The organism is Frankia sp. ACN1ag (assembly GCF_001414035.1).
Taxonomy (GTDB): Bacteria; Actinomycetota; Actinomycetes; order Frankiales; family Frankiaceae; genus Frankia; species Frankia torreyi.
The window spans coordinates 46,297-71,138 of the sequence record NZ_LJPA01000001.1; the positions used below are offsets into that span (position 1 = coordinate 46,297).

Genomic DNA, 24,842 nt, shown 5'->3' on the forward strand with positions numbered 1-24,842 from the left:
GTCAGTCGACGCTCGGCGGCGTCTCCCCGGCGCCCGCCAGCGCCGCGTAGGCCGGCACCGGCACCGGCAGCTCGCCGTTGCGGGAATCCGGCCTGAAGCCGGCCAGGATGATCTCCAGGGAGCGCCGCCAGGACCCCGGCGCGACTCGCTCGGTGAGGTCCACGACCAGCCGTAGCGACCGCATCAGGACCAGCAGGTCCGCCAGCACCACGTCGCTGCGGACCGTGCCCGCCCGCTGGGCCGCGGCGAGCATCGCCGCCACCGACGGGACGACCTCGGCGATCATGCGCTCCGCGGTGCGCCCGCTCCACAGCCGCTGCGCCAGGAAGGCTCCATGGCAGGGGTCGGCCGCCAGCACCCGTACCACGAAGCAATGCAGCGCGCTTGCCGGTGGTTCCGTCGCGGCCACCTCCACGGCGAGTTCGCGGATGTCGTCGACGGTCGACCGCAGAATCGCCTCGATGAGCGCGTCCTTGTTCGGAAAACGTCGGTAGAGGGTGCCCATGCCGACTCCGGCGCGGCGGGCGATCTCCTCGACGCCGACGTCGTTTCCGCGCTCGACGAACAGCTCCCGGGCGGCGGTGAGGATGCGGGCACGGTTCAGTTCGGCGTCGCGGCGTAAGGGCCGGGATGGCACAGCCGAGGATCGCGGCGACGCGGACGGGACGGCAACCACGTGCTACCCGCGGGGATGGGACGGCATCGGGGCGGCGACCTGCGCCAGCAGTCTGAGCATGGCAGCACACTGTAGGGGATTGACTGGCTACGTTGCGATGTTTCGCGCTAAGAACTGCCCTTTCCGGGTTGTACCAACCACCAGGACACCACGATCGACCGCTAACGTGACTCTCTGCCCGGACGGGCGTCAAGCGGGCGGAGGCGTTCTTCCCGCGGACCCGGGGCGTCGAGGTGGGCGGGGCGTCGAGGTGGGGAGTCAGGTGCGGACAAGCGCTGTCGGTGCGGTCCCGCGCCGCCGGGTCGGGCGGGCGGCATCGGTTGGACGGGCAGGATCGGTTGGACGGGCAGGATCGGCCGGGCGGATCAGGTACGGCGGGCTCGTGTTGCTGCTCGCGGTGGCCACCGCGCTGGTCGCCTGCGACAGCCGCGGCGACCAGACCGGCGCGGCGGATCCGGGCGCGGCGAGCGCGGCAGGCGCCGCAGGCGCGACCTCCCGGGGCGCCGCGGGCTCGGCGCTCGCGCTGCTCGCCACCCTGCCGGTCCGCGCCGAGGACAACTCGCCGAAGTACCAGCGCGACGAGTTCGGCACCCCCTGGTCCGACGTCGACCACAACGGCTGCGACACCCGCAACGACATCCTGCGCCGAGACCTGCGCAGCACCACCGTGCGGCGGTCCGACGGCTGCACGGTGCTGACCGGCGAGCTCACCGATCCGTACACGACCCGGATCATCCGTTTCGACCGCTCCCGCAACGCCTCCGCCGTGCAGATCGACCATGTCGTGCCGCTGGCCGACGCCTGGCGGACCGGCGCACTGAACTGGACCGATGCACAGCGCCTGCAGTTCGCGAACGACCCGGAGAACCTGCTCGCGGTGGACGGCCCGACGAACCAGCGCAAGAGCGACCACGATGCGGCCGAATGGCTGCCGCCCAGCCCTGGCGAGCAGTGCCCGTACATCGCCCGCCAGGTGGGGCTGAAGTCCCGCTATCACCTGTGGGTGGTGGCGGCGGAGGCCCAGGCGATGCGGGCGGTGCTCCAGAAGTGCTCCGCCCAGCCGGCGCTCGGCACCACCGCGGCGCACTGACCGCCACGATCAGCCGTCCACTTCACGACAGTCGCCCGCCTGACCCCACCCCCCGAGGGTGCACTCAGTGGTGTGGCCGCAGGGGCGTCCCAGGGGCGTGAGTGGTTGCTGTGCGACTGGGAATGGCTGCTTTGGGCCAGTTTCTCGGTGCCGGGGCAGCCTGGACGGGGTGGTCGCCTCGGGGTGGCAAAGTTCGCCCCCCACCCCGCCCCCCTCACCCACCCACCCGACAGGCCACCGTGGGGGGCTCGGGGGGGCTCGGCCCCCCCGGCAAAATAAAGGAAGCCCCTACCGGCGCAGCATGCTCCGGTAGGGGCTGACGTGGGCGAGGGGGGAGTTGAACCCCCACGTCCGCTAGGACACACGGACCTGAACCGTGCGCGTCTGCCATTCCGCCACTCGCCCGAGTGGGACTATCTCTTAACCAGGGGACACGCTATCACGCCGGAGATGTCCACTGCGCCGGGGGGTCGCCCACCGCGGTGGACCTGTCAAGCGGCCGAGCCGTGGGGCGTCCGCGCCCGGGGGCATACGATCTCACAGACCGGGAGAAGGGAGGTCGAGCATGGGCGTGCTACAACGCTTCGAACGGCGCCTGGGCGGCCTCGTCGAGGGTGCGTTCGCCAAGGTGTTCAAGGGCGGGGTCGAGCCCGTGGAGATCGCCAGCGCGCTGGCCCGGGAGACCGACGACCGGCGGGCGGTCAGTTCCAACCGCGTGCTGGTGCCCAACGAGTTCGCGGTGGAGCTCGCCACCGGCGACTTCGCCCGGCTCTCCCCATATGACCGGGCGCTGTGCGACGAGCTGGCCGAGATGGTCCGCGAGCATGCGGCCGAGCAGCGGTACACCTTCGTCGGCCCGGTCTCCGTCCGGATGTCCGAGGCGGCCGACCTCGACGTCGGCGTCTTCCGGATCCGCAGCAGCGTGGCGGCGGCGGACCCGGGGGTCGTCAGCGGGCGCCGCGGCCGTCCGCGCCCGAGTGCGCCCGGCACCCCCCATCTACTGATCACGACGAAGGCCCCGGGTGGGACGGGTGGCGGCGGGGAGCGGGAGTACCCGCTGGACGCCGAGACCACCGTCATCGGGCGCAGCGTCGAGTGCGACATCCGGCTGAACGACACCGGGGTGTCCCGGCGGCACGGGGAGATCCGCCGGCTGCCGGACGGGCAGTTCCTTTACGTCGACGCCGGCTCGACGAACGGCAGCCTCGTCAACGGCCGCGCGGCCACCCAGGTCAAGCTCGTCAGCGGGGATCGGATCGAGCTCGGCACCGCGACCATCGTCTTCCACCGTGAGGACGGCCGGGGCAGCGCCGCGGGCCGGTCGCCCTCCCGGGCCACCCCTCCGCCGGAGCGGGTCGGGCATCGGACGACGGCCCCGCCGGACCGGCGCTCCACGCCCCCGCCGGACGACCCGTACCGGCGTGGCTCGACCCCGCGCGGCGGCCAGCCCTACCCGACGGATCCCTACCGGGAGCGCCCCGCCCGGGCAGGCAGCGACCCCGGCTACCGCGGCCACGGCCCGGGCTCGGATGTCGGCCGGGCCCGTGACCAGGCTCGTCCGGCCCGCCGCGAACCCGGCCCCCGGGACCCGGGCCGCGACGCCGGGCCGGAGCGCGCGGTGCCGGAGCGCGGCGGGCGCGACCCGTATCGCCGCGATCCGCGGGACCGCCGCGACGACGGTCCCCGCCGGCCGGACCCTTACGGGGAGGACGCCACCGACCGCTACCGCGAGCCGGCCCGACCCGCCCGCGGCGCGGCGGGGCCCGACAGCGGCCTCGAACCGCTGGACGACGTGTACGACGCGCAGACGTACCTGCCGGGCCAGCTCGACCCCCCGGCGGGCGGCGACGGTGGGCGCGGGCGGTCGCGGTCGGATCGGGGCTGGTAGCGGCCGATGGATCCGACCGAGCCCAGCGAACTCGTCCTGCTGATCGTCAAGATCGGCTTTCTTGCCCTGCTGTGGGGATTCGTCCTGGTCGCCGTGCGCGCCGTCCGGCTGGACATGTTCGGCCCGACGAAGCGCCAGCAGCGGCGCGAGCCACCCCCGATGGCACGGCCGACACCCCCCCGGACTCCACCTCAACCAGCACGCAAGCCACAGTCTCCGAGCAAACTCGTGGTAACCAAGGGGCACTTGGCAGGCACAACGATTCCCCTAGGATCGTCACCTGTCACCATCGGACGGGCACAGGACTCGACTCTGGTCCTCGAGGATGACTTCGCATCAGGTCGGCATGCGAGACTCGTGCCCCACGACGGACAGTGGTTCGTCGAGGACCTCGGCTCGACCAATGGCACATTCCTCAACCGTTCGAAGGTGACCAGTCCCATGCCGGTACCTCTCGGCGCGCCGGTCAGGATCGGGAAGACGGTCCTGGAGCTCCACCGGTGAGCCTCAGGCTTCACTTCGCCGTTCGCTCGGATGTCGGGCACGTACGGGAAGGAAACGAAGACTCCGCCTACGCCGGGCAGCGCCTGCTGGCGGTGGCCGACGGCATGGGCGGGCACGCCGCGGGCGAGGTCGCCAGCTCCATGGTGATCTCCCGGCTGGCCGACCTCGACGACGACATCGACAGCGACGACCTCGTGACAGAGCTGAACGAGGCCGTCCGCGACGCCAACCGTCAGTTGCGCGAGATGTCGCTGGAGAACAGCGCCCTGGACGGCATGGGCACCACGGTGACCGCGGTGCTCTCCTCCGGAGACATGCTCGGGGTGCTGCATGTCGGGGACTCGCGGGCCTACCTGCTGCGCGAGGGCATCCTCAGCCAGGTCACCCACGATCACACGCTGGTACAGGACCTCGTCGACCAGGGCCGGATCACCCCCGAGCAGGCGAACACGCACCCCCAGNGCTCCCTGCTGATGCGTGCGCTGGACGGCCGCGAGGTCGAGCCCGATCTGTCGGTGCGCCAGGCTCGGGACGGGGATCGCTACCTGCTGTGCACCGACGGCCTGTCGGGGGTGGTCAGCGAGGAGACGATCCTGGAGACGCTGCTGCTGCCCACCCCGCAGGACGCGGTGGACCAGCTCGTCGATCTGGCGCTCAAGGGCGGCGGTCCGGACAACATCACGGTCGTCGTCGCCGACATCTCCGAGGACCGTGGAGAGAGCCGGCCCTACCCGCTGGTCGCCGGTGCCGCGGCGGAGAAGCGGGTGGTGCCCGGGGCCGCGTCCGCGCGCAGCGGGCCCGACCCGCGCTACCCGGACGCCGAATCCGCGGCGGCCAAGGCGGCCCGGATCGGCCGGTCGGGTTTCCACCGCCGAGACCGCCAGGAGCAGGCCAGCGACCGCGGCGACGGCGAGAGCGACGATGCGGACGGGGAGGGGGACGCCCGACGCCGCTCGGGTCGGCGGATCCTGTTCGTCTCCACCGTCGTGTTCGTCCTCGTCGTCGCGGGGGCCGCGGCGGGGTGGACCTACGTGCGCGGCCAGTACTACGTCGGCGTCGACGAGAACGGGCGGGTGGCCCTGTTCCAGGGGGTGAAGGGCAGCATCGCCGGCGTCCATCTCTCGTCGAAGGTCTCGCACGGCCCGCTGCTGTCCGAGTTCACCCCGGCCGATCAGGACGATGTGCGCCGCGGCATCCCGGCCAACAGCCGGGACGAGGGGAAGCAGATCATCGCCCGGCTGCACACGCCGAGCCCGACGCGGCCGGCGGTCACCGCGGCGCCCAGTCCGTCCCCGACCAACCGTCCCAAGTCCCCGTCGCTGGACCCCGCCGGTCTGGTGCCTGCGGCGTGCCAAACCGCGATCCCCGTCGGCGTCGCCGTTCCAGGCTGCCCGAGCACGCCCGTACCCACCACGTCACCGTGACCTCAGGCCAGCGATGACCCGCCCGCCGATACCCCTTCCTCCGCTNCGCAGGCCGAGGTCGGCGGACCTCACCGCGACGTTCGCCGGCCTGCCGCTGCCACAGGGCACCGACCTGCCGCCGTACCGCCGCCGTGAGCTCGTCCTGCTGGTCTTCGCCGGGGTGCTGGCGACCAGCGCGCTGGCCGCACTGACCTTCGCCGACATCGGCGAGCTCTCGCTCGGCATCTTCTCGATCGGCCTGGGCTTCTTCTGCCTGTGGGCGCTGGCGCACCTCGCGGTCCGCCGGTTCGCGCCGGCCGCCGATCCGGTGCTACTGCCGGTCGTCGTCGCCCTCAACGGCCTCGGCCTGGTCATGATCTATCGACTGGACCTGGCCAAGAGCCAGGCGGCCAAGCAGGCCGGCACCCACATCCCGCCCAGCGCCGCGCAGGTGCAGCTCGTCTGGACGCTGCTGGCGGTCATCGTCTTCGTCCTGGTGCTGGCGCTGGTGCGCGACCATCGCAACCTTGCCCGCTATGCCTACACGGCCGGACTGGTCGGCATCGTCGGCCTGCTGCTGCCCATCGTGCCGGGCATCGGCACCTCCATCAACGGCGCCCGGCTCTGGTTGCGGGTCGGGCCGTTCTCGTTCCAGCCCAGCGAGGTCTCGAAGATCATCATTCTGATCTTCTTCGCCGGCTACCTGGAGAACAAGCGGGACGTGCTGTCCCTGGCGTCGCGGTCCGTGCTCGGGGTGAAGCTGCCGCGCGCCCGCGACCTCGGACCGGTCCTGATGGCGTGGCTGGCGAGCCTCGGCATCCTGGTCGTGCAGAACGACCTCGGCTCCTCACTGCTGTTCTTCGGCATGTTCATGGTCGTGCTCTACGTGGCCACCGAGCGGGCGTCGTGGTTCCTGATCGGGTTCGTGCTGTTCATGATCGGTGCCGTGCTCGCGCACAGCATGTTCAGCCACGTCCAGGTCCGCGTCGACGGCTGGTTGCACGCCTTCGACGGCGACAACCCGTCGAGCACCTCCTACCAGCTCGTGCAGGGTCTGTACGGCTTTGCGGCCGGCGGGATGACCGGCACCGGCCTCGGCGAGGNCCATCCGCAGAAGGTGCCGTTCGCCAACACCGACTTCATCATGGCCAGCCTCGGCGAGGAGCTGGGACTCACCGGGGTGATGGCCATCCTGACGATGTACGCGCTGATCGTGCTGCGTGGCATGCGCGCCGCCCTCGGGGCGAAGGACCCCTTCGGCAAGCTGCTGGCGACCGGGCTGTCGTTCACCCTGGCGCTCCAGGTGTTCGTGCAGGTCGGCGGGGTGATGCGACTCATCCCACTGACCGGGCTCACCCTGCCGTTCGTCTCCTATGGTGGGTCGTCCATCGTGGCCAACGCCGCGATCATCGCGTTGCTGTTGCGGGTCAGCGACAGCGCACGCCGTGCGCCCGAGCCGGCGTCGGACGCCCCGCTGTTCGATCCGGGCGCGGTCGCCGACAGCCCCACCCAGGTGGTGAAGACGACATGAACCGCCCGGTGCGCAAGGTCGCCGTCGCCTGTCTGGTCCTGTTCGCCGCGCTGCTGGTGAACGCCAACTGGCTGCAGGTCGGCGAGGCCAGTGACCTCAAGACCCAACCGACCAACGGCCGCCAGATCACCGAACGGCTCGAACGCGAACGCGGGACGATCCTGGCGGGAGACGTGGAGATCGCCCGGTCGACTCCGTCGAACGACCAGTACAAGTTCCAGCGGCAGTACCCGGCCGGGACGCTCTACTCCGACATCACGGGCTACTACACGCTGTTCACCGCCGCCGGGCTGGAGCGCTCCCAGGACGTGTTCCTCTCCGGCGACGACGACCGGCTGCTGGCCAGCCGGGTGACCGGGCTTTTCACCAACAAGCAGCGCCGCGGCGGCTCCGTGGTCACCACGATCCTGCCCGCGGTCCAGCAGGCCGCCGCGCAGGCGCTGGGCAACCGTAAGGGCGCCGTGGTCGCGTTGGACCCGTCCACCGGCGCCATCCTGGCGATGGTGACCAGCCCGTCCTACGACCCGAGCCCGCTGGNCAGCCACACCGAGAAGACGGCGACGGGCGCCTACGGGGTGCTCTCCGGCGACCCGGCCCAGCCGCTGCTGAACCGGGCGACGCAGCAGACCTATCCACCGGGTTCGACGTTCAAGCTCATCACCGCCGCGGCGGCGCTGTCGCACGGCCGCCACCCGGACGACCGCGTGCCGGCGCCCGACGAGCTCGCGTTGCCGCTGAGCACGGTGCGGCTGCCGAACTTCGGCGGCGAGCGGTGCGGCGACGGTGAGACCGATACCCTCACCCACGCGCTGACAATCTCCTGTAACACCGCCTTCGCGCAGCTCGGCATCAATCTCGGCGCCGAGACGCTGCGCCAGCAGGCCGAGGCGTTCGGCCTGAACTCGACCTTCCCCGACTTCCCGTTGCAGCAGGCCCGCAGCGTGTTCCCGACCAAGCTCGACGGCGCGCAGACGGCGCAGTCGGCGATCGGCCAGTACAACGTCCGGGTCACGCCCCTACAGATGGCGGAGGTGGTCGCGGCGATCGCCAACGGTGGCACCGAGATGAAGCCCTACCTCGTCTCCGAGCTGCGCGGCCCGGACAAGAAGACGATCAGCCGGACCGATCCCAAGGAACTCGGCAAGCCGGTGAGCAGCGACGTCGCCGCCGAACTCACGACCATGATGGAGAGCGTGGTGACGTCGGGAACGGGCCGCAAGGCGCGCATCGACGGCGTCTCCGTCGCAGGGAAGACCGGAACCGCGGAACACGGCACGGGCGAGCTGCCGCACGCCTGGTTCGTCGNGTTCGCCCCGTCAGACGCGCCGAAGGTGGCGGTCGCCGTCATCGTCGAGGACGGCGGGGGTGAGGTCGGCACCGGTGGTGCCATTGCCGCCCCCGTCGCGAAACAGGTCATGCAGGCCGCATTGGACACACCATGAACAACTCGCCGGGTAACCCCACCTCACCGTCGCAGCCGTTCGCGGGCGCCGCCTCGCCGAACACCGTCCTGGACAACCGCTACCGGCTCGACGGCCGGATCGCCGCGGGCGGCATGGGCGAGGTCTGGCGGGGCCTCGACCAGACCCTCGGCCGCCCCGTCGCGGTGAAACTGCTGCGCCCGGAGTACGCCAGCGACGAGTCGTTCCTGGTGCGCTTCCGCGGCGAGGCCCGCCACGCCGCCCGGCTGTCGCACCCCGGGGTCGCCTCGGTCTACGACTATGGCGAGGTCGCCACCGCGGACGACTACCCCACCGCCTACCTGGTGATGGAGCTGGTGGAGGGCGAGCCGCTGTCGGCCGCGCTGCACCGGGAGAAGCGGCTGTCGCCCGAACGGATGCTGGACATCCTCGGCCAGGCCGCCGACGCGCTGCAGGCCGCCCACGCCCTCGGCGTCGTCCACCGCGACGTCAAGCCCGGCAACCTGCTGCTGCGCCCGGACGGCGCGGTCAAGGTCACCGACTTCGGCATCGCCCGCGCGGTGGACGCCGCCCCGCTGACCGCCACCGGCATCATGATGGGCACGGCGTACTACGTCTCACCCGAGCAGGCGTCGGGGCGACCGGTGACGCCGGCCAGCGACGTCTACTCCCTCGGCGTCGTCGCGTACGAGTGCCTCGCCGGCCGGCGGCCCTTCGACGACCGCAACCCGATCGTCGTGGTCATGGCCCACCAGCAGGACACCCCGCCCCCGCTACCCGCCGACATCCCCTACCAGGTGCGAGCCCTGGTCGAGTCGGCCATGGCCAAGGACCCGGCGCGCCGGCCCAGTTCCGCGGGCGCGTTCGCCCGTTCCGCCGCGGGCATCCGGCGCAGCCTGTGGAGCCCGGACACCGGTCGCTGGCCGGGTCCGGGCGACACGCCGGACGCGACCGCGCGCCACCCCGGCCCAGGCCCGGGCCTGCCCCCCTCGGGGCCCGCCGGCCGCCGGCCCACCTCCCGCAACCGGCCGCCCTCCTGGGTCACTCCCCCACCGCCGACCATGGGGCGGACCAGCGGGCCGGGCCGGACCGGCGCCGGGTCGGACCACACCCAGGCCGTGCCCGGCGGTCCGGCCGGCCCCCCGCACGGCGCCGCCGAGCTGCCCGCGACGGCGATGCACAGCCCGTCGTTCGGTCCCGACACGGGATACCCCGGCTATCGCGGCGAGCAGACCGCCTACGGTGCCGAGACCGCCTACGGGGAGCAGGGCTACGGGGAGCAGGGCTATCGGGCGGGCGACCGCGGCGACAGCCGCGACCCGGGCACGCTCTACCGACCGGGTCCCCCGTCGTGGTCCCGCCCACCGGGCGGCCCGGCAGGCCCCGGCGAGCCGGACGCGGCCCGGCCAGGGCGGGCGGCCCGGCGCCGATCCGGTCCGGCGGCCCGGCGGCCGATGCCACTACCGGTCCTGATCATTCTTTTGGTCCTGACGGTCGCCATCACCGCCTTCNTGACCAACAAGCTGTTCTCCAGCAAGGGCTCCGAATCGAACTCGGCGGCCGCACCACCAGGTGTGGTGTACGCGCACGCATTCGGTGATGAAATCGTCAGCGGCAACGCCGGGTCGGCGCTCTCCGACGCGGGAGGGGCGACGGCAGGGGAGTATTGGTGACCGACGCGACGGAGATGTACACGCCCGACGCGGCGCCGCAGCTCATCGGTGGCCGCTACGAGCTGGGCGCAGGCATCGGCTACGGCGGGATGGCCGAGGTCTTCCGCGGCCGCGACATCCGACTCGGGCGCGAGGTCGCGATCAAGACGCTGCGTTCGGACCTCGCCCGCGACCCCACCTTCCTCGCCCGGTTCCGGCGCGAGGCGCAGTCCTCGGCCGCCCTGAACCATCCGGCGATCGTCTCGGTGTACGACACCGGCGAGGACGTCATCAACGGCAACCACATCCCGTACATCGTCATGGAGTTCATCGAGGGCCGGACTCTGCGCGACGCGCTGCAGGCCGAGGGCCGGTTCACCGAGCGCCGCGCCATGGAGATCACCTCCGACGTCTGCGCCGCGCTGGACTACAGCCACCGGATGGGGATCATCCACCGGGACATCAAGCCGGCGAACGTGATGCTCAGCCCGGACGGTTCGGTCAAGGTGATGGACTTCGGCATCGCCCGCGCCACCACCGCGACGTCCTCGACGATGACGGCGACGGCGGCCGTGATCGGCACCGCCCAGTACCTGTCCCCGGAGCAGGCCCGCGGCGCCCGCGTCGACGCCCGCAGCGACGTCTACACCACCGGGGTGCTGCTCTACGAGCTGCTCACCGGCTCCCCGCCGTTCCGCGGGGACAACCCGGTGGCGGTCGCCTACCAGCACGTCCGGGAGGATCCGGACCCGCCGTCCGCACACGACCGCGACATCTCCCCCGAGGCCGACGCGATCGTGCTGAAGGCGATGGAGAAGGACCCGGACGACCGCTACCTCACCGCGGGTGAGATGCGCGACGATCTGGAACGGGCGTTGGCGGGACGCCGGGTGCAGGCCATGATGGGAGGCGGTGGCGCCAGCGGTGCCGCCACCACCCTCGGCCCCGCCGCCACCGCCGGCACCGCGCTGCTCGGCCGGGGCGACCGGGCGGGCTACCCGACCCGGGACCGCTACCCCGACGACCGCTACGGCGACGAGGCGACCTCCTACCGCGACGATTCCTACGACGACGGCCGGTTCGGCACCGGTCCGTTCGACCGGTACGACGTCACCGGCGCCATCGATCGCCGGGCGGTGCCGGACCAGCAGCGGTCCCAGACGTTGAAGTACGTCCTCGCCGGCCTGAGCATCGTCGTCGTGTTCGTTGCGGTGGTCCTGCTCGCGACCACCTTCCTCGGCGGCGGCGACGGCAACCAGGCGGCCAAGTCGTTCACCGTACCGAGCGGCCTCACCGGCCAGAACGAGCAGCAGGCCAAGGCCCGGCTCCAGAGCGCCGGTTTCACCGGGCGCGTGGAGATCACCTCAGTCGATGCGCCGGACATGGCCGGCCGGGTCACCAAGGTCGACCCGGCCGAGGGCAAGCAGGTCGACATCAACGGCGTGATCACGCTGTCGATCGGCAAGGCCGCCGGCGACGTCACAATCCCGGCCGACCTCGTCGGCAAGTCGCAGGCGACCGCGGAGGCGGAGCTGCGCGGGCTCGGCCTGGTGCCGAGCTCGGTGCCCTACGCGAACGCGACCAGCCACAAGCCCGGCACTGTCGACAGCACCGACCCGCAGGTGGGCTCCGCCGTCAGGCCCGGCGCCACCGTCACCCTGAACGTGGTCAGCTCCAACGTCAACGTGCCCGACGTGCGCAACCGCTCCTACGAGAACGCCGTCGCCGAGCTCGGCCGCTACGGCCTGCAGGCGACCCAGCAGTCGGTGGCGAACAACAACGTGGCCCCCGGCACCGTGGTCGACCAGCAGCCCTCCGGAGGGAACGTCCCGCGGGGATCGACGGTCCAGCTCTCGGTCGCCGCGCAGATCCAGACCACCCCGCCGCCGAGCCCCACCCAGACCCCGCCGACCGACCAGCAGCCGACCGAGCAGCCGGACACCACCAGCCCGAGCCCGGCGGCCACCCAGACCCAGCCGAACCCGACCCCGAGCCGCACAGGCCTGCTCGGCCTGTCCGCCGGCAACGGCGGGGCGGCCAACCGCGGCGGGGGCGCCGCAGGCACCGGCGCCGGCCCGGGTGGCGGCGCGGCGCAGAACGGGAACGGGTGAGCTCGATGATCGAACTCGCCCCGAACTCGCCGGAGGTGGCGTGCTGATGCGGATCCTGGTGGTCGACAACTACGACTCGTTCGTCTTCAACCTCGTCCAGTACCTCGGCCAGCTCGACACCGAGTGCGTGGTGCGCCGCAACGACGAGATCACGCCGGCGGAACTCGGCGACCTCGGCGTCGACGGCGTGCTGCTGTCCCCGGGGCCGGGCACGCCCGAGGCGGCCGGAGTGAGCATCCCGATGGTGCGCGAGTGCGCCCGGCGCGGCACCCCCCTGCTCGGGGTGTGCCTGGGGCACCAGGCGATCGGCGTCGCGTTCGGGGCGACGGTCGACCGCGCGCCGGAGCTGCTGCACGGCAAGACCTCCCAGGTCCACCACGACCGCGTCGGCGTCCTCGCGGACCTGCCGTCGCCGTTCATCGCGACCCGCTACCACTCGCTCGCCGTGGAGGAGAGCACCCTGCCGGCCGAGATCGAGGTGACCGGCCGGACCGACAGCGGCGTGGTGATGTCGCTGCGCCACCGCGAGCTGCCGCTCGAGGGCGTGCAGTTCCACCCCGAGTCGGTGCTGACCCAGGGCGGCCACCTGATCCTCGCCCGCTGGCTCGATCAGTGCGGCGACGGTGGCGCCGCACGCCGGCTGGCACCCGAGCTGTCCGCCGAGGTGGAGACGCTGCGGGCTGCCGCCTTCGCCTGAGCCGGCCGGTAGGTCGCCGTGTGCGGGTGTGGGTTCCGCGGAACCTCGCTGTCGGGTCCCGGTCCCGGTCCGGGTCCGGGTCCGGGCCGGGGTCCGGCATCGGCGCCGGGCCGGTTCGGGTTCCGCCGAACACCGTGACCGTCTTTCGGTGTGCCGGCTCGTCTGTCGGCTTGTGTCAGCTCGTCTGTCGGCTTTGGTTTCACGCCGAGGTTTTGGGTCCGTGGTTGCGGGGTGGGCGGCCCCACCCCAGTTGATCTTGGTTGGGTTCCTGTCGGTGGTGGGTGGGACGATGCTCGGGTCCGATGACCGACGACACCCCTGGCCCGGTGATCATGATGAGTGCGGTTCCCGCGTTCCCTCTGCCCCCCGCTGCGTCTGCTTCGTCTGCCGTGTCTGCCCTGGTGGGGGTGGATGTGGAGACTGCTTCGTTGGGGGAGGTGGAGGAGGTGGTGTGCCGATGGGCGGGGCGGATCGCGGCGGCGACGTGTGGCTGGTTGGTGGCGTTGGCCGCGTTCGATCGGCGTGAGGGCTGGTCGGGGATCGGGATGGGATCGTGCGCGCACTGGTTGGCGTGGCGGTGTGGTCTTGGTCTGCGCACGGCCCGGGAGTACGTGGCGACCGCGCGTGCGTTGGAGGGTCTGCCGGCGATTCGGGCGGCGTTCGCGGCGGGGACGTTGTCGTATTCGAAGGTGCGGGCGGTGACCCGGGTCGCGGACGCGTCGACGGAGCAGGTGTGGTTGTCGCATGCCCGGTTCTGCACCGCGGGGCAGGTGGAACGGCTGGTGCGGTCCTACCGGCAGGCCCGAGGGGATCAGAAGGTGCGGCGGGCCTCGCGGCGGTTGTCGTGGCGGTTCGACGACGACGGCATGCTCTGCCTGCAGGCGGTCCTGTCCGCAGACGAGGGCGCCCAGCTGATCGCCGCCCTGGACGCGGCCCGGGCCAGTCTCGACGACACCACCCCCCTCGGCTCCACCGAGGCCACGACCGGCGACGCAGGGTCGGACGACGCAGGGTCGGGTGATGCCGGGTCGGGCGAGCTGCCCGCTGATGGGGAGAGTGTGGTGACCGCGCGGGATCGCCAACGCGACGCCGACGCGCTGATCGCATTGGCCGACGGTTTCCTCGACCGGTCCGCTCCCGGTCTGACGACCCCTGGTCACACCCTCACCGTGCACCTGACCACCCGCCCCACCGGCGACACTCCGACCGCCGACGCCTCCCCGGCTGTGGGCCCGCAGGACAGCGCTGCGGTCGGCGACGGAGGCTCGGGCGACGCGACGGCGGAGGGCGTCGCGGGGCTGCTGGGGGTGCCGCGGATCGGGATCGGGGCCTGGGCGCAGATCGACGGCGGGATCGGGTTGCCGCCGCAGGTCGTGGAACGCCTCGGCTGCGACGGGCTGATCCGCGCGCTGCTCACCGACCCCGAGGGCAACCCCCTGCACCTCGGCCGCCGGCAGCGCCAGCCCGGCCCGCGGCTGCGCGACGCCGTCTACGCCCGTGACCAGGGCCGCTGCCAGTACCCCGGCTGCGGACACACCCGCTGGTTGCAGATTCACCACCTGTCGTGGTGGATCCGCGGGGGTGACACCGACATCGACCGGCTGCTCCTACTCTGCTCCGCGCATCACCGCGCCATCCACGAGGACAACATCAGCCTCCGCCGGACCGACGACGGCACCGTCACCGCACACCCCTCCGACGGCCGCACCCTCACACCCGCCCCACCCGTCCTGGCCGGACCCGACCCCGCCGGCATCCTCGCCCGCGCCACCCGCCACATCGACCCCGCCGCCATCCACACCCGCGACGGCGGCCGACTCAGCTACGACGACTCCCTCCACGCCATCCTCAGCCGCACGGTCCGATAACCCACACTCTGATAACCGGCACGTCGAACCGGCACGTCGAACCGGCACGTCGAACCGGCACGTCGAACCGGCACGTCGAACCGGCACGTCGAACCGGCTCAGTCCGCCCGGCCCGCCGAGTTGCCCGGGCGGGCGAGGGTCAACGACCCGTCGTAGGCGGGCATCCTGACGTCCGCGACCTCGTCGACGCGGTAGCCCAGCCGGTAGGCGGCGACGTACTGCTGGTAGATCGCGATCTGCGGGCTGTCACGAAGCGCCGCGTGCAGGGCGGCGGCGCCGCCGATCGCGGTGATCCGGAACGGCGGTGAGAAGACCTCCCCATGCAACAGCAGCGTGTTGCCCACGCACCGGACGGCCGTCAGGGCGGTGACCCGCCGATCCATAATCGTCATCGCCTCGGCACCGCCGGCCCAGAGCGCGTTCACGACCGCCTGCACGTCCTGCTGGTGCACGACCAGGTCGTCCGGCCCCGGAGCAGGGATCCCCGCCGGATACGGACCGCGGCGGTTCTCGCGCGGCGCGTCGTCGAGCTGCACGGTCAGCGCCGGCCCGTGCACCGGCGCCAGCCCGGCGGCCTCCGCCAGTCCCGCGGCCGGCCCCTCGCCGGCTCGCAGCGACCTGCCCGGCTCCATCGTCGAGTCGGTCGCGGTCGAGTCGGTCGCGGTCGAGTCGGTCGCGACGGCTGCCACGGGCCGACGGGATTCCTCGGCCACCGCGTCGCGCCGCGCGGCGACCCGCTCCGACTCGTTCCCCACGACCTCGGCGATGCCGCCGGGCCCCAAGGCGACCGCGGCCGGGGAGTCACGCAGGCCGTCCGGATCGGCGAAGGGTCCGGCGCTGGCGGCGGCTGTCCCGGCCAGCAGGCCGAGGCAGCACACCAGCCCGATCGCCGTCAGCCGCCGAGCTCGCCGGCGCTCCGCCCGCCCGCCGACCATTCGCCCGACCCCGACCGCCCGACCTGCGCGGAACACCCGGCTCACGCTCGCCATTCGACGCCCGCTGCACGCCCAACCCACCATGGCGTCGGCCTCTCCGACGCGCCGGGCGGGCGGCGCGTCCGCATGTCGGCGGATCGTCGGTCGGCGGCGCACGGACACGCCACCAGTGGCCCGGCCAGGCGATCCGTCCGCCGCGTCGGTGGTATCGCCTCTTGCCGCAGGCTACGCGGCCGGCGACACCCGCGATGCCACGTCGCGGCGATCGCCGGGCTCCGGTCGCCGGGAGAGAATCCCGCACGTCGGTACGCAGCCGGTGTGTCCACAGTCCCGCCGTCTAACCTGTTGCCCGCCGTCTAACCTGCTGCCCGCCGTTTACCTGCTGCCCGCCGTCTAACCTGTTGCCCAGCGCGGGACCGCCACCCGCCGAACCGGGAGGGCGGCGGCGGTCGCCGCTCGTCCACGCACGGCCAGCCGAGGAGTCCCGCAGTGCCCGAGTCACGACGTCGCAAGCCGAAGAAGCCGACGCCGAGCGTCAACGCCAACCAGACCCGCCGCAGCAGGCCGCCGTCACCGCCCTGGTTCGGCGGGCTCATCCTGGCCTTCTTCCTCATCGGGATCGCCTACCTGCTCGTGTACTACTTCTCCAACGGCGGCGTGCTGGGAATGGAGGGGTTGGGCGGCTGGAACATCCTCATTGGGTTCGGCTTTGTCGTCATCGGTCTCGCCGTGTCGACCCAGTGGCGCTAGCCGGATATCTGTCGAGCCGGCGGTCGTTCCGGCCGGTGCCCCGGACTCGCTCGGCCGGACTTCCAGCGGTGTCATTTATCCACAACCGTTGTCCACAAGTGTGGATATCCACCCCCGCACGTCACTGACGAAAAGCGACCGCATGCGTACCGATCGTCAACTCATCGCCGGAACATCCCCCTTCGAGGCAACCATCGGGTTCTCCCGGGCTGTCCGGGTCGGTGACCGGGTGTTCGTCAGTGGTACGGGCCCCGTCTGGCCGGACGGAACGGTGGCCGCGGACGCGCAGGCGCAGGCCCGGCGCTGCTTCGAGCTCATCGGCGCCGCGCTGACGCAGGCCGGGGCGAGCCTGCACGACGTCACCCGCACCCGCATGTTCCTCACCGGCGCGCAGCACGCCGCGGCGGTGGGCGCGGTCCACCGGGAGCTGTTCGCGGCGATCCGTCCGGCCGCCACCATGGTCGTGGTCGCCGGCCTGCTCGACCAGCGTTGGGTCGTCGAGGTGGAAGCCGAGGCGACAATCGGGATTGGGTAGGGCTTCGGTTGTGTCAGCGGGCGAGGACCGCGGCACGCAGCCGGGACACGGTGCCCTCGGCGTCGTCGGCGTCGTCGGCACCGATGATCAGCCGACGGAACTCCCCGCCCGGCCGGACCTCGACGACGACCGCCGGCCGCCCCCGGTAGACGGCGGCGAAGGCCTTGCCGTCCCGGGAGCGCCACGTGCCGAGGGCGATCACGCGCGGGATTCCGGTTCCCGGCAGCCGCCAGCCGCAGAGCTCGGTGAACGGTTCCGGTGCCGGGCGGACGTCGAGGATTTCGTCGAGGGACACAGAGACATCGCCGCGTAGCGCGCCGAGCCGCTCCAACCCGCTCATGACGACCTCGACCCGCTTGTCCTTGACTTCCAGGCTTGCCACGCCCCCACGTTAGTGCCACAACCACCATCGACGCCGCGAATACGGCCGAGGCTCAGGTGGCCGAGACTCAGGTGGATGGGGACGGGCGGGCGTACGCCTCGGCGTCCTCGGCCCGGATCACGTACATCACGGCGTTGATCAACGCGAGGTGGGTGAACGCCTGCGGGAAGTTCCCGAGGTGGCGGCCGCTGTTCGGATCGATCTCCTCCGCGTAGAGGTCCAGCGGGCTGGCCAGGCTCAGCAGCCGCTCGCAGAGCTGGCGGGCCCGGGCCAGCTCGCCGATCTCGACCAGTGCCGACACCAGCCAGAACGAACAGATCAGGAAGGCGCCCTCCTCCCCGGCGACGCCGTCGTCGGTCTCCCCGGTGCGGTAGCGCAGCACCAGGCCGTCCTCGGTCAGCTCGTCGGCGATCGCGAGCACGGTCGCCTTCACGCGTTCGTCCGACGCGGGCAGGAATCCCAGCAGCGGGATCAGCAGCAGCGAGGCGTCCAGCGCCTTCGACCCGTAGTACTGGGTGAACACGCCGCGGTGGTCGACGCCGGAGTCACAGACCTCCGCGTGGATCTCCTCGGCAATCGCCTTCCACCGCACGGCTGTCTTCGCGTCGCCGCGCATCTGCGCAAGCCGGCGGCCGCGGTCCAGCGCCACCCAGCACATCATCTTCGACACGGTGAAGTGCTGCGGCGCCCCGCGAACCTCCCACATCCCGCGGTCGGGCTCCTGCCAGTGCGCCGCGGCGGCCTCGACGAGACGCACCAGCACTGGCCACAACCGCTCGGAGAGATAGTCGCGTGACTTGGTGTGCAGGTAGACCGAGTCCAGCACGACACCCCACACGTCGTGCTGGCGTTGCAGCGCGGCGGCGTTGCCGACCCGGACCGGCGAGGCCCCCTCGTAGCCGGAAAGGTGACCGAGGATCTCCTCGTCGATCCTCGGTTCACCGCCGACCCGGTACATCACCTGGATGTCCTCCTCGTGCTCCGCGACGTCGGCGATGAACGAGAAGAAGTCGTTGGCCTCGTAGTCCAGGCCCAGGGTGTACAGGCCCCACAGCGCGAAGGTGGAGTCCCGCAGCCAGCTGTACCGGTAGTCCCAGTTCCGCTCGCCGCGTGGCGTCTCCGGCAGCGAGGTGGTGGCTGCGGCCAGCAGTGCGCCGGTCGGCGCGTAGGTCAGCCCCTTCAGGGCCAGGGCGCTGCGCTGCAGGTGACGCCGCCAGGGATGGTCGGGGAACATCCCGCGCGAGAGCCACTGCCGCCAGAACTCGGTCGTGCGGTCCACCGCGCCACAGGCCTGCTGGTAGGTATCCGGCAGCAGCGGCTCCTCAGGGCGCCAGGTCAGGGCGACGAACGCCGTGTCGCCCTCCCGCAGGGAGGTGCGGGCCAGGGCGCGCCGACCATCGAAGCCCAGCCGGAGGTCGGTGCGCAGCCGCAGGGTGATGTTGCTTCCGCTGTTGGAGATCACCCCGGAGGAGTAGTCGTCCTCCTCGTACTCCCAGGACTCCGCCTGGCGGCCGTAGTCGAAGTTCGGCTCGCAGACGAGGCTGAGGTCGACCGAGCCGTGCTCGCAGCGGGCGAGGCGCAGCAGCACGTGGTCGGCGTCCCAGTCGCTGGGGGTCCGCCGGTGGGTGTTGGAACGCTTGTGGGTGCGATGCCAGCGGCCGACGACCAGGCAGTCGGTGACGATGAGCCAGCCGTTCGGCGTCTGCCAGGTCGTCTCCAGAATGTTCGTCCCGGGCAGGTAGCGGCGCCCGGCCGGGATCTGCGTGCGGTCGGGGCCGAACCGGAAGCCACCCGCCGAGCGGTCCAGCACCGAGCCGAAGACGCTGGGCGCGTCCGGCCGCGGCACGCACATCCACTCGACGTTCCCGCTGGGGGCCACCAGGCACGTCGTCTCGCAGTCGGACAGGAATCCGTACTCGGCGATCGGCGGGAACGGACTGCCCCCGCTGCGTCGCACCGGCGAATGTGCCACCCGTACCCCCTGATCACGATCTGCCACGGCATCTCTCACGCCATCGCCACCTCACCGAGGTCAATACAATGAGTGTTGATGAGATAGCGAATAGTAGCCGCTACTCAGCATGGTGCAAGCACCTCGGCCACCTGGCAACTCGGCGCCGATCTCCATCGCCCGCGCCGACCGCGGCCGCCTGGGCGGGATGTGGTTGCGTGGTGGCGTGACCACGCAACCCACCGGGTCCGGGGAACCGCCCGGCGCCGACCATCCGCCGACGTCCGCCGCATGGTCGCCGCCGCTGTGGCGGGTCGGGCTCTACGCCCTCGCCGGCACGGCGGCGGCGCTGGTGGCCGCCGTCGGTCCGCTGGCGCAGCGGGTCGGCTCGCTCGACGCCGCCGGCCGGCTGCTCGTCGGGGTACTCGCCGCCGGCCTGTGGGTGCTGACGCTGCGCGACCTGCTCGCCCGGCCGACCCTGCGGGTCTCCCCCGCCGGGCTCGACCTCGTCGATGGCCTGCGCCGCCGGCACCTGCCCTGGGCGGCGGTGCTCCGGGTGCGCGCCGGTACCCTCACCCACAATCGGCGCGCGGTGCACCTGCGCACCCTCGAGGTGGAGACGATCGACGGCCCGATCCTGCTCACCCGCCGCCAGCTCGGCACCGATCCCGGCCCGGTCGCCGAGCACGTCGAGGAGATCCGACTCCGGCTGGGCTGACCAGCCACGGCCGAGGCGGGCTGGCCGAGGCGGGCTAGATCAGCGTCGAGGACTTGACGGCCGCCGCGACAAACAGCAGCGCGATCATCCCGACGACGCCGCCCGCCTGCACCCACGCCCGCCGCGGGGGTACGTAGGCGTAGATCAGGCCGACGATCACACCGGCCGCGAGCCCGCCGAGGTGGCCCCACTTGTCGATACTGCTGAACGAGAAGGTGATCAGCAGGTTGATCCCGAGCACGATGAGGATCTGCCGCGAATCGACCCGCAGCCGACGGGCGATGACGTAGTAGGCCGCGAAGAAGGCGAAGATCGCGGTGGACGCGCCGACCGAGGCCGTGGACAGTCCGCCGAGCAGGTAACTCAGTGTGTTCCCGCCGACCGCGCCGGCCACGAACAGGCCCAGGTAGCGGACCCGGCCGAGGATCGCCTCGAGCTGGAAGCCCAGCAGGTACAGCGCGTACATGTTGAACAGGATGTGCAGCACGCCCGCGTGCAGGAAGGCCGCGGTGAGCAACCGGTAGTACTGGTCGTCCGCCGCGATCCGGAAGCCGATCATCGCGAAGTCGTCGGTGAACCGGTTGCTGGTGTCGCCGCCGGCGAGCCCCGGCGCCCCCTGAAGGATGTACGCGACCACGCACAGCCCGATGAGGATCTGGGTGACCAGCCCCTGCCGGGCGAGCTGCGCCCGGCCGCCGAGGGTCGTACGCGGCTCGCGCTCGCGCGGGGCGATCCGCCCGCCCTCCGGACGTCCCTCCTCCGGGCAGTGGAACCCGACCGCCGCCGGCCGCATGCAGTCGGGGCAGATCGGCCGGCCGCAGCGCTGGCAGGAGACGTAGGTCTCCCGATCCGGATGGCGGTAGCAGTGCGGAATCGACGACCCCTGCGGACCTTGCGCGGGCGAGGGACCCGGTGCGGGCGAGGGACCCGGTGCGGGCGAGGGACCCGGTGCGGGCGAGGGACCCGGTGCGGGCGCGCCGGGTGGCGGGATCCAGCCCGGGTGGCCGGCCGGCGGGCCGATGGCGGGCCGCCAGCCCGCCCCGGCCGGGCCGGAGCCCGCGTCGCCCGCGGGTCCGCCCGGCTCCGGCGGCGGCTGGGTCATCGCCCGACCCCATGAGTGCGGCTGGATCGCACCCGCCGCGCCCCCGCGCACGACCGGCCGGCCGGCGGCACGTCCGGTGTTCTCATGGTCGTACTCCCCCGGAGTCGGGCCCGGCCGGACCGGTCAGGCCGGCCGACGGTCGATGACGATCTCCTGGATCACGATGTCGGACTTCGGGCGGTCCTGCGCGGCGGTCGGCGCCTTGGCGATCGCGTCGACGACGTCGGTGCCCCGGGTGACCTCACCGAAGATCGTGTGCTTGCGGTTGAGCCAGTCGGTGGGCGCGACGGTGACGAAGAACTGCGAGCCGTTCGTGCCTGGCCCGGCGTTCGCCATCGCGAGCAGGTAGGGCTTGCTGAACGTCAGGTCGGGGTGGAACTCGTCGGCGAACTGGTAGCCCGGGCCCCCGCGGCCGGAGCCCAGCGGGTCCCCGCCCTGGATCATGAAGTTCGGGATGACCCGGTGGAAGATCGTGCCGCTGTACAGCGGGGTTCCGGTCTTCTTGGCGCCGCTCGCCGGGTCCGTCCAGTCCTGCGTCCCGGTCGCCAGCCCGACGAAGTTGCGGACGGTCTTGGGAGCGTGATCGGGGAACAGACGGATCTCGATATCCCCCTGAGTCGTCCGCAGCGTCGCGTACAGCTCCTCGGCCATGAGCCTCTCTTCTCTTCAGGTCTGGGTCGATGTCCGGTCAGACGGCGCCCGAGCCGGACCCGATCGTATGCGCCGGGCGCAGCCGACGTTCCGCACCGCCCGCATCGGCATGCACCGCGTGACGGGCCTCTGCACAGCCCAGGCATGTCACGCAGGTCGGCGTGACACGCCTGCGGGGGGCCGGCGCGTTGGAGAGGGCCGCCAACGGGGTACGGCACACTGCACAGATCTTGACCGCCCGCGACCCCCCGCCACGATCTCGGCTCCAGGGAAGGACGCCATGAGCACCACCATCAAGGACCGTATTTCGCACGTCACCGAAACCGCGCCGGTCAGCGGGCTCTCCGACGCGGCGAAGCACGCCGCCGACCGGGCCGGTACGGTCGCCCACCGCGCGGCGAGCATCGCCGGGGAGACAGCCGGCACCGCCGCGTCGGCCACCCGGGAGGCCGGGGTGACCGTGGCCCACCGAATCTCCGACGTCTCCGGCTCCGCGACCCGCGGCGGGACGGCCGTCCCGCGCGTCGCGAGCAAGGCTGCCGGCAAGGCCGCGGGGAAGGCCGTCGCCGTCTCCGGGCGGGCCGGCCGGCGGATCGAGAAGGCCCGCTCCCAGGCCGAGCTGTCCGCCGAGCGGGCCCGCGCCGCCGCCGAGCTGCGCTCGGAGCGGCAGCGTTCACGCAAGGCCGTGGCCAACGAGGCGAAGGCCCGCGTCCAGGCCGACAAGGCCCAGGAAATCCTGGAGAAGCGGCTGGCCAAGGCCGAGGGCAAGCTCGCCCGGGTGCACCGCCGGCGCCGCCGCGGCCTGCTGACGCTCGTCCTGGCCGGAGCCGGTGCGGCGGGCGCCGTCGCGGTGCGCCGTTACCTGGCCCAGCAGGACAACCCGACGGTCACCGCGGAGCCGGCGCCGATCGGCGGCACGACCGGCTCGGTCGCGGCCACCGATCGGGCGAGCGGCCGCGCCCCCTTCGACGACCGCCTGGCGAGCTCGACGAACAGCCTCGAGGAGATGCCGGGCGTGGACACGACGTTCGGCGAGCCCAGCCGGCCCCGCTGAGGCACGCGGCGGCGGCATCCGGCCGGCGGGGTTCGAGTCCGCCACGCGCCGGTTCCGCCGCCGGCGTCCGCCCCTGGTCACCGGCCCGGCCGTGTGTCCGTCCGGCCGGCCGCCCGGGGCGGGCGCGGGCGAGCCGGCGACCGGTCAACGGCGCGGCGCGGCGACCGGATCGCCGATGCGGTACGCGCCCGGGGCGTTCACCGGCACGGCCGGGCGGGCCGGCGGGCGGGGATCGACCCGCCGGTAGGGCTGGCCCAGCGTCGGACGGGGGTCCGCTTCCCCCTTGTTCGGCCAGAATGACATGGCCCGTTCGGCCTGCGCGGTGATCGTCAGCGACGGGTTCGCCCCGAGATTCGCCGAGATCGCCGCGCCGTCGACCACGTGCAGGCCCTCGTGCCCGAAGACCCGCTGGTAGGGATCGATCACCCCGCTGGACGGGTCCGCGCCGATCGGCGCGCCGCCGAGGATGTGCGCGGTCATCGGGATATCGGCGATCTCGCCGACGGAGCCGCCGGGGTAGCCGCCGATCCGGGCCGCGATCCGGCGGACGGCGTCGTTGCCCGCCGGGATCCACGACGGGTTCGGATCTCCGTGGCCCTGCCGGCTCGTCAGCCAACGTAGGCCGAACGGGCCGCGCCGCAGGGACACGGTCAGCGAGTTGTCGCGCGACTGCATCACCAAAGCGATCATGGTCCGCTCGGACCAGCGCCAGGGCAGCCCCATGGCCACCGCGTGGTGCGGGCGGACCAGCAGCTCCCGCAGGTACTTCAGCCAGCGCGGCACCCGACCCCCGCCATCCGTCATCGCCGCGCTGATCAGGGCCATCAGGTTGCTGCCCCGGCCGTAGCGGACCGGTTCGACGTGGGTCTGCGCGTCCGGGTAGAACGACGACGTGATCGCCACTCCGCGGGCGACCCGGCGGTCCGGGCGGAACCGCGTCGCGCCGAGGATCGACTCGGAGTTCGTCCGGGTGAGCTCGCCGAGCCGGGGCGACAGGGCGGGCAGGTCGCCGCGCTCACGCGCCGAGAGCAGCAGACGCTGGGTCCCCAGGGTGCCGGCGGCGAGCACGACCTGCCCCGCGGTCAGCGTCCGCCGCCCGCGCCGGGGCACCCCCGGCGTCCGGACCGTGTCGACCTCGTACCCGCCGTCGGACCGCGGGCGGATGGCCGTGACCGTGGTGTCGGGCAGGACCCGCGCGCCGGCCCGCTCGGCGAGGAACAGGTAGTTGCGGTCCAGCGTGTTCTTCGCGCCGCGGCGGCAGCCGGTCATGCACTCGCCGCATTCGATGCAGCCCGTGCGGCCGGGCCCGACCCCGCCGAAGTAGGGGTCGGGTACCCGGACTCCCGGCTCCTGCCGGCCGCCGCGGCCGAAGAAGACCCCGACCCGTGCCGGCGCGAAGCTCGGACCGACGCCCATCTCGTCCGCGACCGCGTGGAACACCTCGTCGGCGTAGGTCGTCGTCGGGTTCGCGGTCACCCCGAGCATCCGCTCGGCCTGCTCGAAGAACGGGGCCAGCTCGGCGCGCCAGTCCGTGATGCCGCGCCACTGCGGGTCGGTGTAGAAGGCGTCGAGCGGCCGGTACAGGGTGTTCGCGTAGACGACCGATCCGCCGCCGACCGCCGTCCCGGACAGCACGATGACCCGACCCAGCCAGGTGATCTTCTGGATGCCGTGGCACCCCAGCCGCGGCAGCCACAGGAACCGGCGGATGTGCCAGTTGTTACGCGGCAGCGTCCGCGGGCTGAACCGGCGACCCGCCTCGATGACGAGGACCCGGTAGCCCTTCTCCGCGAGGCGCAACGCGCTGACGCTGCCGCCGAAGCCGCTGCCGACCACGATCACATCCGCGTCGAGACCATCGCCGGATCCGCGTTCCGCCATGCTGTCACCTGCCGCCGTCGACGCCGGCCTCCCATGATGACC

19 protein-coding genes, 1 tRNA gene and 6 pseudogenes are annotated in these 24,842 nt (G+C 72.5%); 18 read left to right on the plus strand and 8 right to left on the minus strand.

From position 1 onward, the window contains the following. Position 1 precedes the first annotated feature (1 nt). Positions 2-637, minus strand: a complete 636-nt coding sequence (locus UK82_RS00210; protein WP_082121982.1) for a TetR/AcrR family transcriptional regulator — start codon at positions 635-637, stop codon at positions 2-4. Between the two features lie 289 nt (positions 638-926). On the opposite strand from UK82_RS00210, the gene UK82_RS00215 reads away from it, so the two are divergent. Next, positions 927-1,766: an HNH endonuclease family protein gene (locus UK82_RS00215; RefSeq protein WP_044886068.1), complete on the plus strand. Its 840-nt coding sequence runs from the start codon at positions 927-929 to the stop codon at positions 1,764-1,766. A 322-nt stretch (positions 1,767-2,088) separates the two neighbouring features. On the opposite strand, the gene UK82_RS00220 is transcribed toward UK82_RS00215, so the two are convergent. Beyond that, a tRNA-Leu gene (locus UK82_RS00220) sits at positions 2,089-2,171 on the minus strand. Between the two features lie 160 nt (positions 2,172-2,331). Here UK82_RS00220 and UK82_RS00225 point away from each other — a divergent pair. From UK82_RS00225 to UK82_RS00265, 13 genes and pseudogenes are all read left to right on the plus strand, one after another. Beyond that, a complete protein-coding gene (locus tag UK82_RS00225) occupies positions 2,332-3,654 on the plus strand; it encodes a DUF3662 and FHA domain-containing protein (protein WP_055405979.1) in 1,323 nt (440 codons plus the stop codon). 6 nt (positions 3,655-3,660) lie between these two features. Then, on the plus strand, positions 3,661-4,158 hold the full coding sequence (locus tag UK82_RS00230; RefSeq protein WP_011607786.1) for an FHA domain-containing protein: 498 nt from the start codon (positions 3,661-3,663) through the stop codon (positions 4,156-4,158). Beyond that, on the plus strand, positions 4,155-4,619 hold a 465-nt coding region (locus UK82_RS34630; protein WP_236705295.1), incomplete at its 3' end, for a protein phosphatase 2C domain-containing protein. The genes UK82_RS00230 and UK82_RS34630, both read left to right, overlap by 4 nt. 1 nt (position 4,620) lies before the next feature. Further along, positions 4,621-5,582 (plus strand): annotated as a pseudogene (locus UK82_RS00235) (PP2C family protein-serine/threonine phosphatase); the annotation flags it as partial. Between the two features lie 46 nt (positions 5,583-5,628). After that, positions 5,629-6,664 (plus strand): annotated as a pseudogene (locus UK82_RS34635) (FtsW/RodA/SpoVE family cell cycle protein); the annotation flags it as partial. A 1-nt stretch (position 6,665) separates the two neighbouring features. Continuing rightward, a pseudogene (locus tag UK82_RS34640) lies at positions 6,666-7,092 on the plus strand (FtsW/RodA/SpoVE family cell cycle protein); the annotation flags it as partial. Beyond that, positions 7,089-7,629, plus strand: a pseudogene (locus UK82_RS41285) (penicillin-binding protein 2); the annotation flags it as partial. The pseudogenes UK82_RS34640 and UK82_RS41285, both read left to right, overlap by 4 nt. Position 7,630: 1 nt before the next feature. Next, positions 7,631-8,397, plus strand: a pseudogene (locus tag UK82_RS34650) (penicillin-binding transpeptidase domain-containing protein); the annotation flags it as partial. Position 8,398: 1 nt separating this feature from the next. Beyond that, positions 8,399-8,534: pseudogene (locus UK82_RS34655) on the plus strand (hypothetical protein); the annotation flags it as partial. After that, the coding region (locus tag UK82_RS00250; RefSeq protein WP_236705296.1) for a serine/threonine-protein kinase at positions 8,531-10,024 on the plus strand (1,494 nt) is incomplete at its 3' end. The pseudogene UK82_RS34655 and the gene UK82_RS00250, both read left to right, overlap by 4 nt. 158 nt (positions 10,025-10,182) lie before the next feature. Further along, positions 10,183-12,276, plus strand: a complete 2,094-nt coding sequence (gene pknB, locus UK82_RS00255) for a Stk1 family PASTA domain-containing Ser/Thr kinase (protein ID WP_052681182.1) — start codon at positions 10,183-10,185, stop codon at positions 12,274-12,276. A gap of 46 nt (positions 12,277-12,322) precedes the next feature. Beyond that, on the plus strand, positions 12,323-12,973 hold the full coding sequence (locus UK82_RS00260) for an aminodeoxychorismate/anthranilate synthase component II (protein WP_044886101.1): 651 nt from the start codon (positions 12,323-12,325) through the stop codon (positions 12,971-12,973). Positions 12,974-13,401: 428 nt separating this feature from the next. Next, entirely contained in the window at positions 13,402-14,841 is a 1,440-nt protein-coding gene (locus tag UK82_RS00265; RefSeq protein WP_370657200.1) for a DUF222 domain-containing protein, read from the plus strand. A gap of 98 nt (positions 14,842-14,939) precedes the next feature. Here UK82_RS00265 and UK82_RS00270 read toward each other — a convergent pair whose 3' ends face one another. Beyond that, positions 14,940-15,830: a DUF881 domain-containing protein gene (locus UK82_RS00270; RefSeq protein ID WP_236705297.1), complete on the minus strand. Its 891-nt coding sequence runs from the start codon at positions 15,828-15,830 to the stop codon at positions 14,940-14,942. 435 nt (positions 15,831-16,265) lie between these two features. On the opposite strand from UK82_RS00270, the gene UK82_RS00275 reads away from it, so the two are divergent. Both UK82_RS00275 and UK82_RS00280 read left to right on the plus strand, forming a co-directional pair. Further along, complete coding sequence (locus UK82_RS00275; RefSeq protein WP_044886061.1) at positions 16,266-16,526, plus strand: cell division protein CrgA; 261 nt, start codon at positions 16,266-16,268, stop codon at positions 16,524-16,526. A gap of 142 nt (positions 16,527-16,668) precedes the next feature. Beyond that, complete coding sequence (locus tag UK82_RS00280) at positions 16,669-17,061, plus strand: RidA family protein (protein WP_055405984.1); 393 nt, start codon at positions 16,669-16,671, stop codon at positions 17,059-17,061. Between the two features lie 13 nt (positions 17,062-17,074). Here the strand turns inward: UK82_RS00280 and UK82_RS00285 are convergent, their stop codons facing one another. Then, the gene (locus UK82_RS00285) at positions 17,075-17,443 is read right to left on the minus strand and encodes a hypothetical protein (RefSeq protein WP_044886059.1); all 369 of its coding nucleotides are present in this window, start codon (positions 17,441-17,443) and stop codon (positions 17,075-17,077) included. Between the two features lie 67 nt (positions 17,444-17,510). Further along, the gene (locus UK82_RS00290) at positions 17,511-19,415 is read right to left on the minus strand and encodes a glycoside hydrolase family 15 protein (RefSeq protein ID WP_055405985.1); all 1,905 of its coding nucleotides are present in this window, start codon (positions 19,413-19,415) and stop codon (positions 17,511-17,513) included. Between the two features lie 109 nt (positions 19,416-19,524). Between UK82_RS00290 and UK82_RS00295 the strand changes: the two genes are divergently transcribed. Next, complete coding sequence (locus tag UK82_RS00295; protein ID WP_236705298.1) at positions 19,525-20,112, plus strand: PH domain-containing protein; 588 nt, start codon at positions 19,525-19,527, stop codon at positions 20,110-20,112. A gap of 34 nt (positions 20,113-20,146) precedes the next feature. Here the strand turns inward: UK82_RS00295 and UK82_RS00300 are convergent, their stop codons facing one another. Both UK82_RS00300 and UK82_RS00305 read right to left on the minus strand, forming a co-directional pair. After that, positions 20,147-21,214 carry a rhomboid family intramembrane serine protease gene (locus UK82_RS00300; RefSeq protein ID WP_236705299.1) on the minus strand — a complete coding sequence of 356 codons (1,068 nt, stop codon included), beginning with the start codon at positions 21,212-21,214 and terminating at the stop codon, positions 20,147-20,149. Positions 21,215-21,337: 123 nt separating this feature from the next. Next, entirely contained in the window at positions 21,338-21,865 is a 528-nt protein-coding gene (locus UK82_RS00305) for a peptidylprolyl isomerase (RefSeq protein WP_044886055.1), read from the minus strand. A gap of 280 nt (positions 21,866-22,145) precedes the next feature. On the opposite strand from UK82_RS00305, the gene UK82_RS00310 reads away from it, so the two are divergent. Next, complete coding sequence (locus UK82_RS00310; protein ID WP_044886054.1) at positions 22,146-22,919, plus strand: hypothetical protein; 774 nt, start codon at positions 22,146-22,148, stop codon at positions 22,917-22,919. Positions 22,920-23,063: 144 nt separating this feature from the next. Here the strand turns inward: UK82_RS00310 and UK82_RS00315 are convergent, their stop codons facing one another. After that, positions 23,064-24,800 carry an FAD-dependent oxidoreductase gene (locus tag UK82_RS00315; RefSeq protein WP_044886053.1) on the minus strand — a complete coding sequence of 579 codons (1,737 nt, stop codon included), beginning with the start codon at positions 24,798-24,800 and terminating at the stop codon, positions 23,064-23,066. Positions 24,801-24,842: the final 42 nt, after the last annotated feature.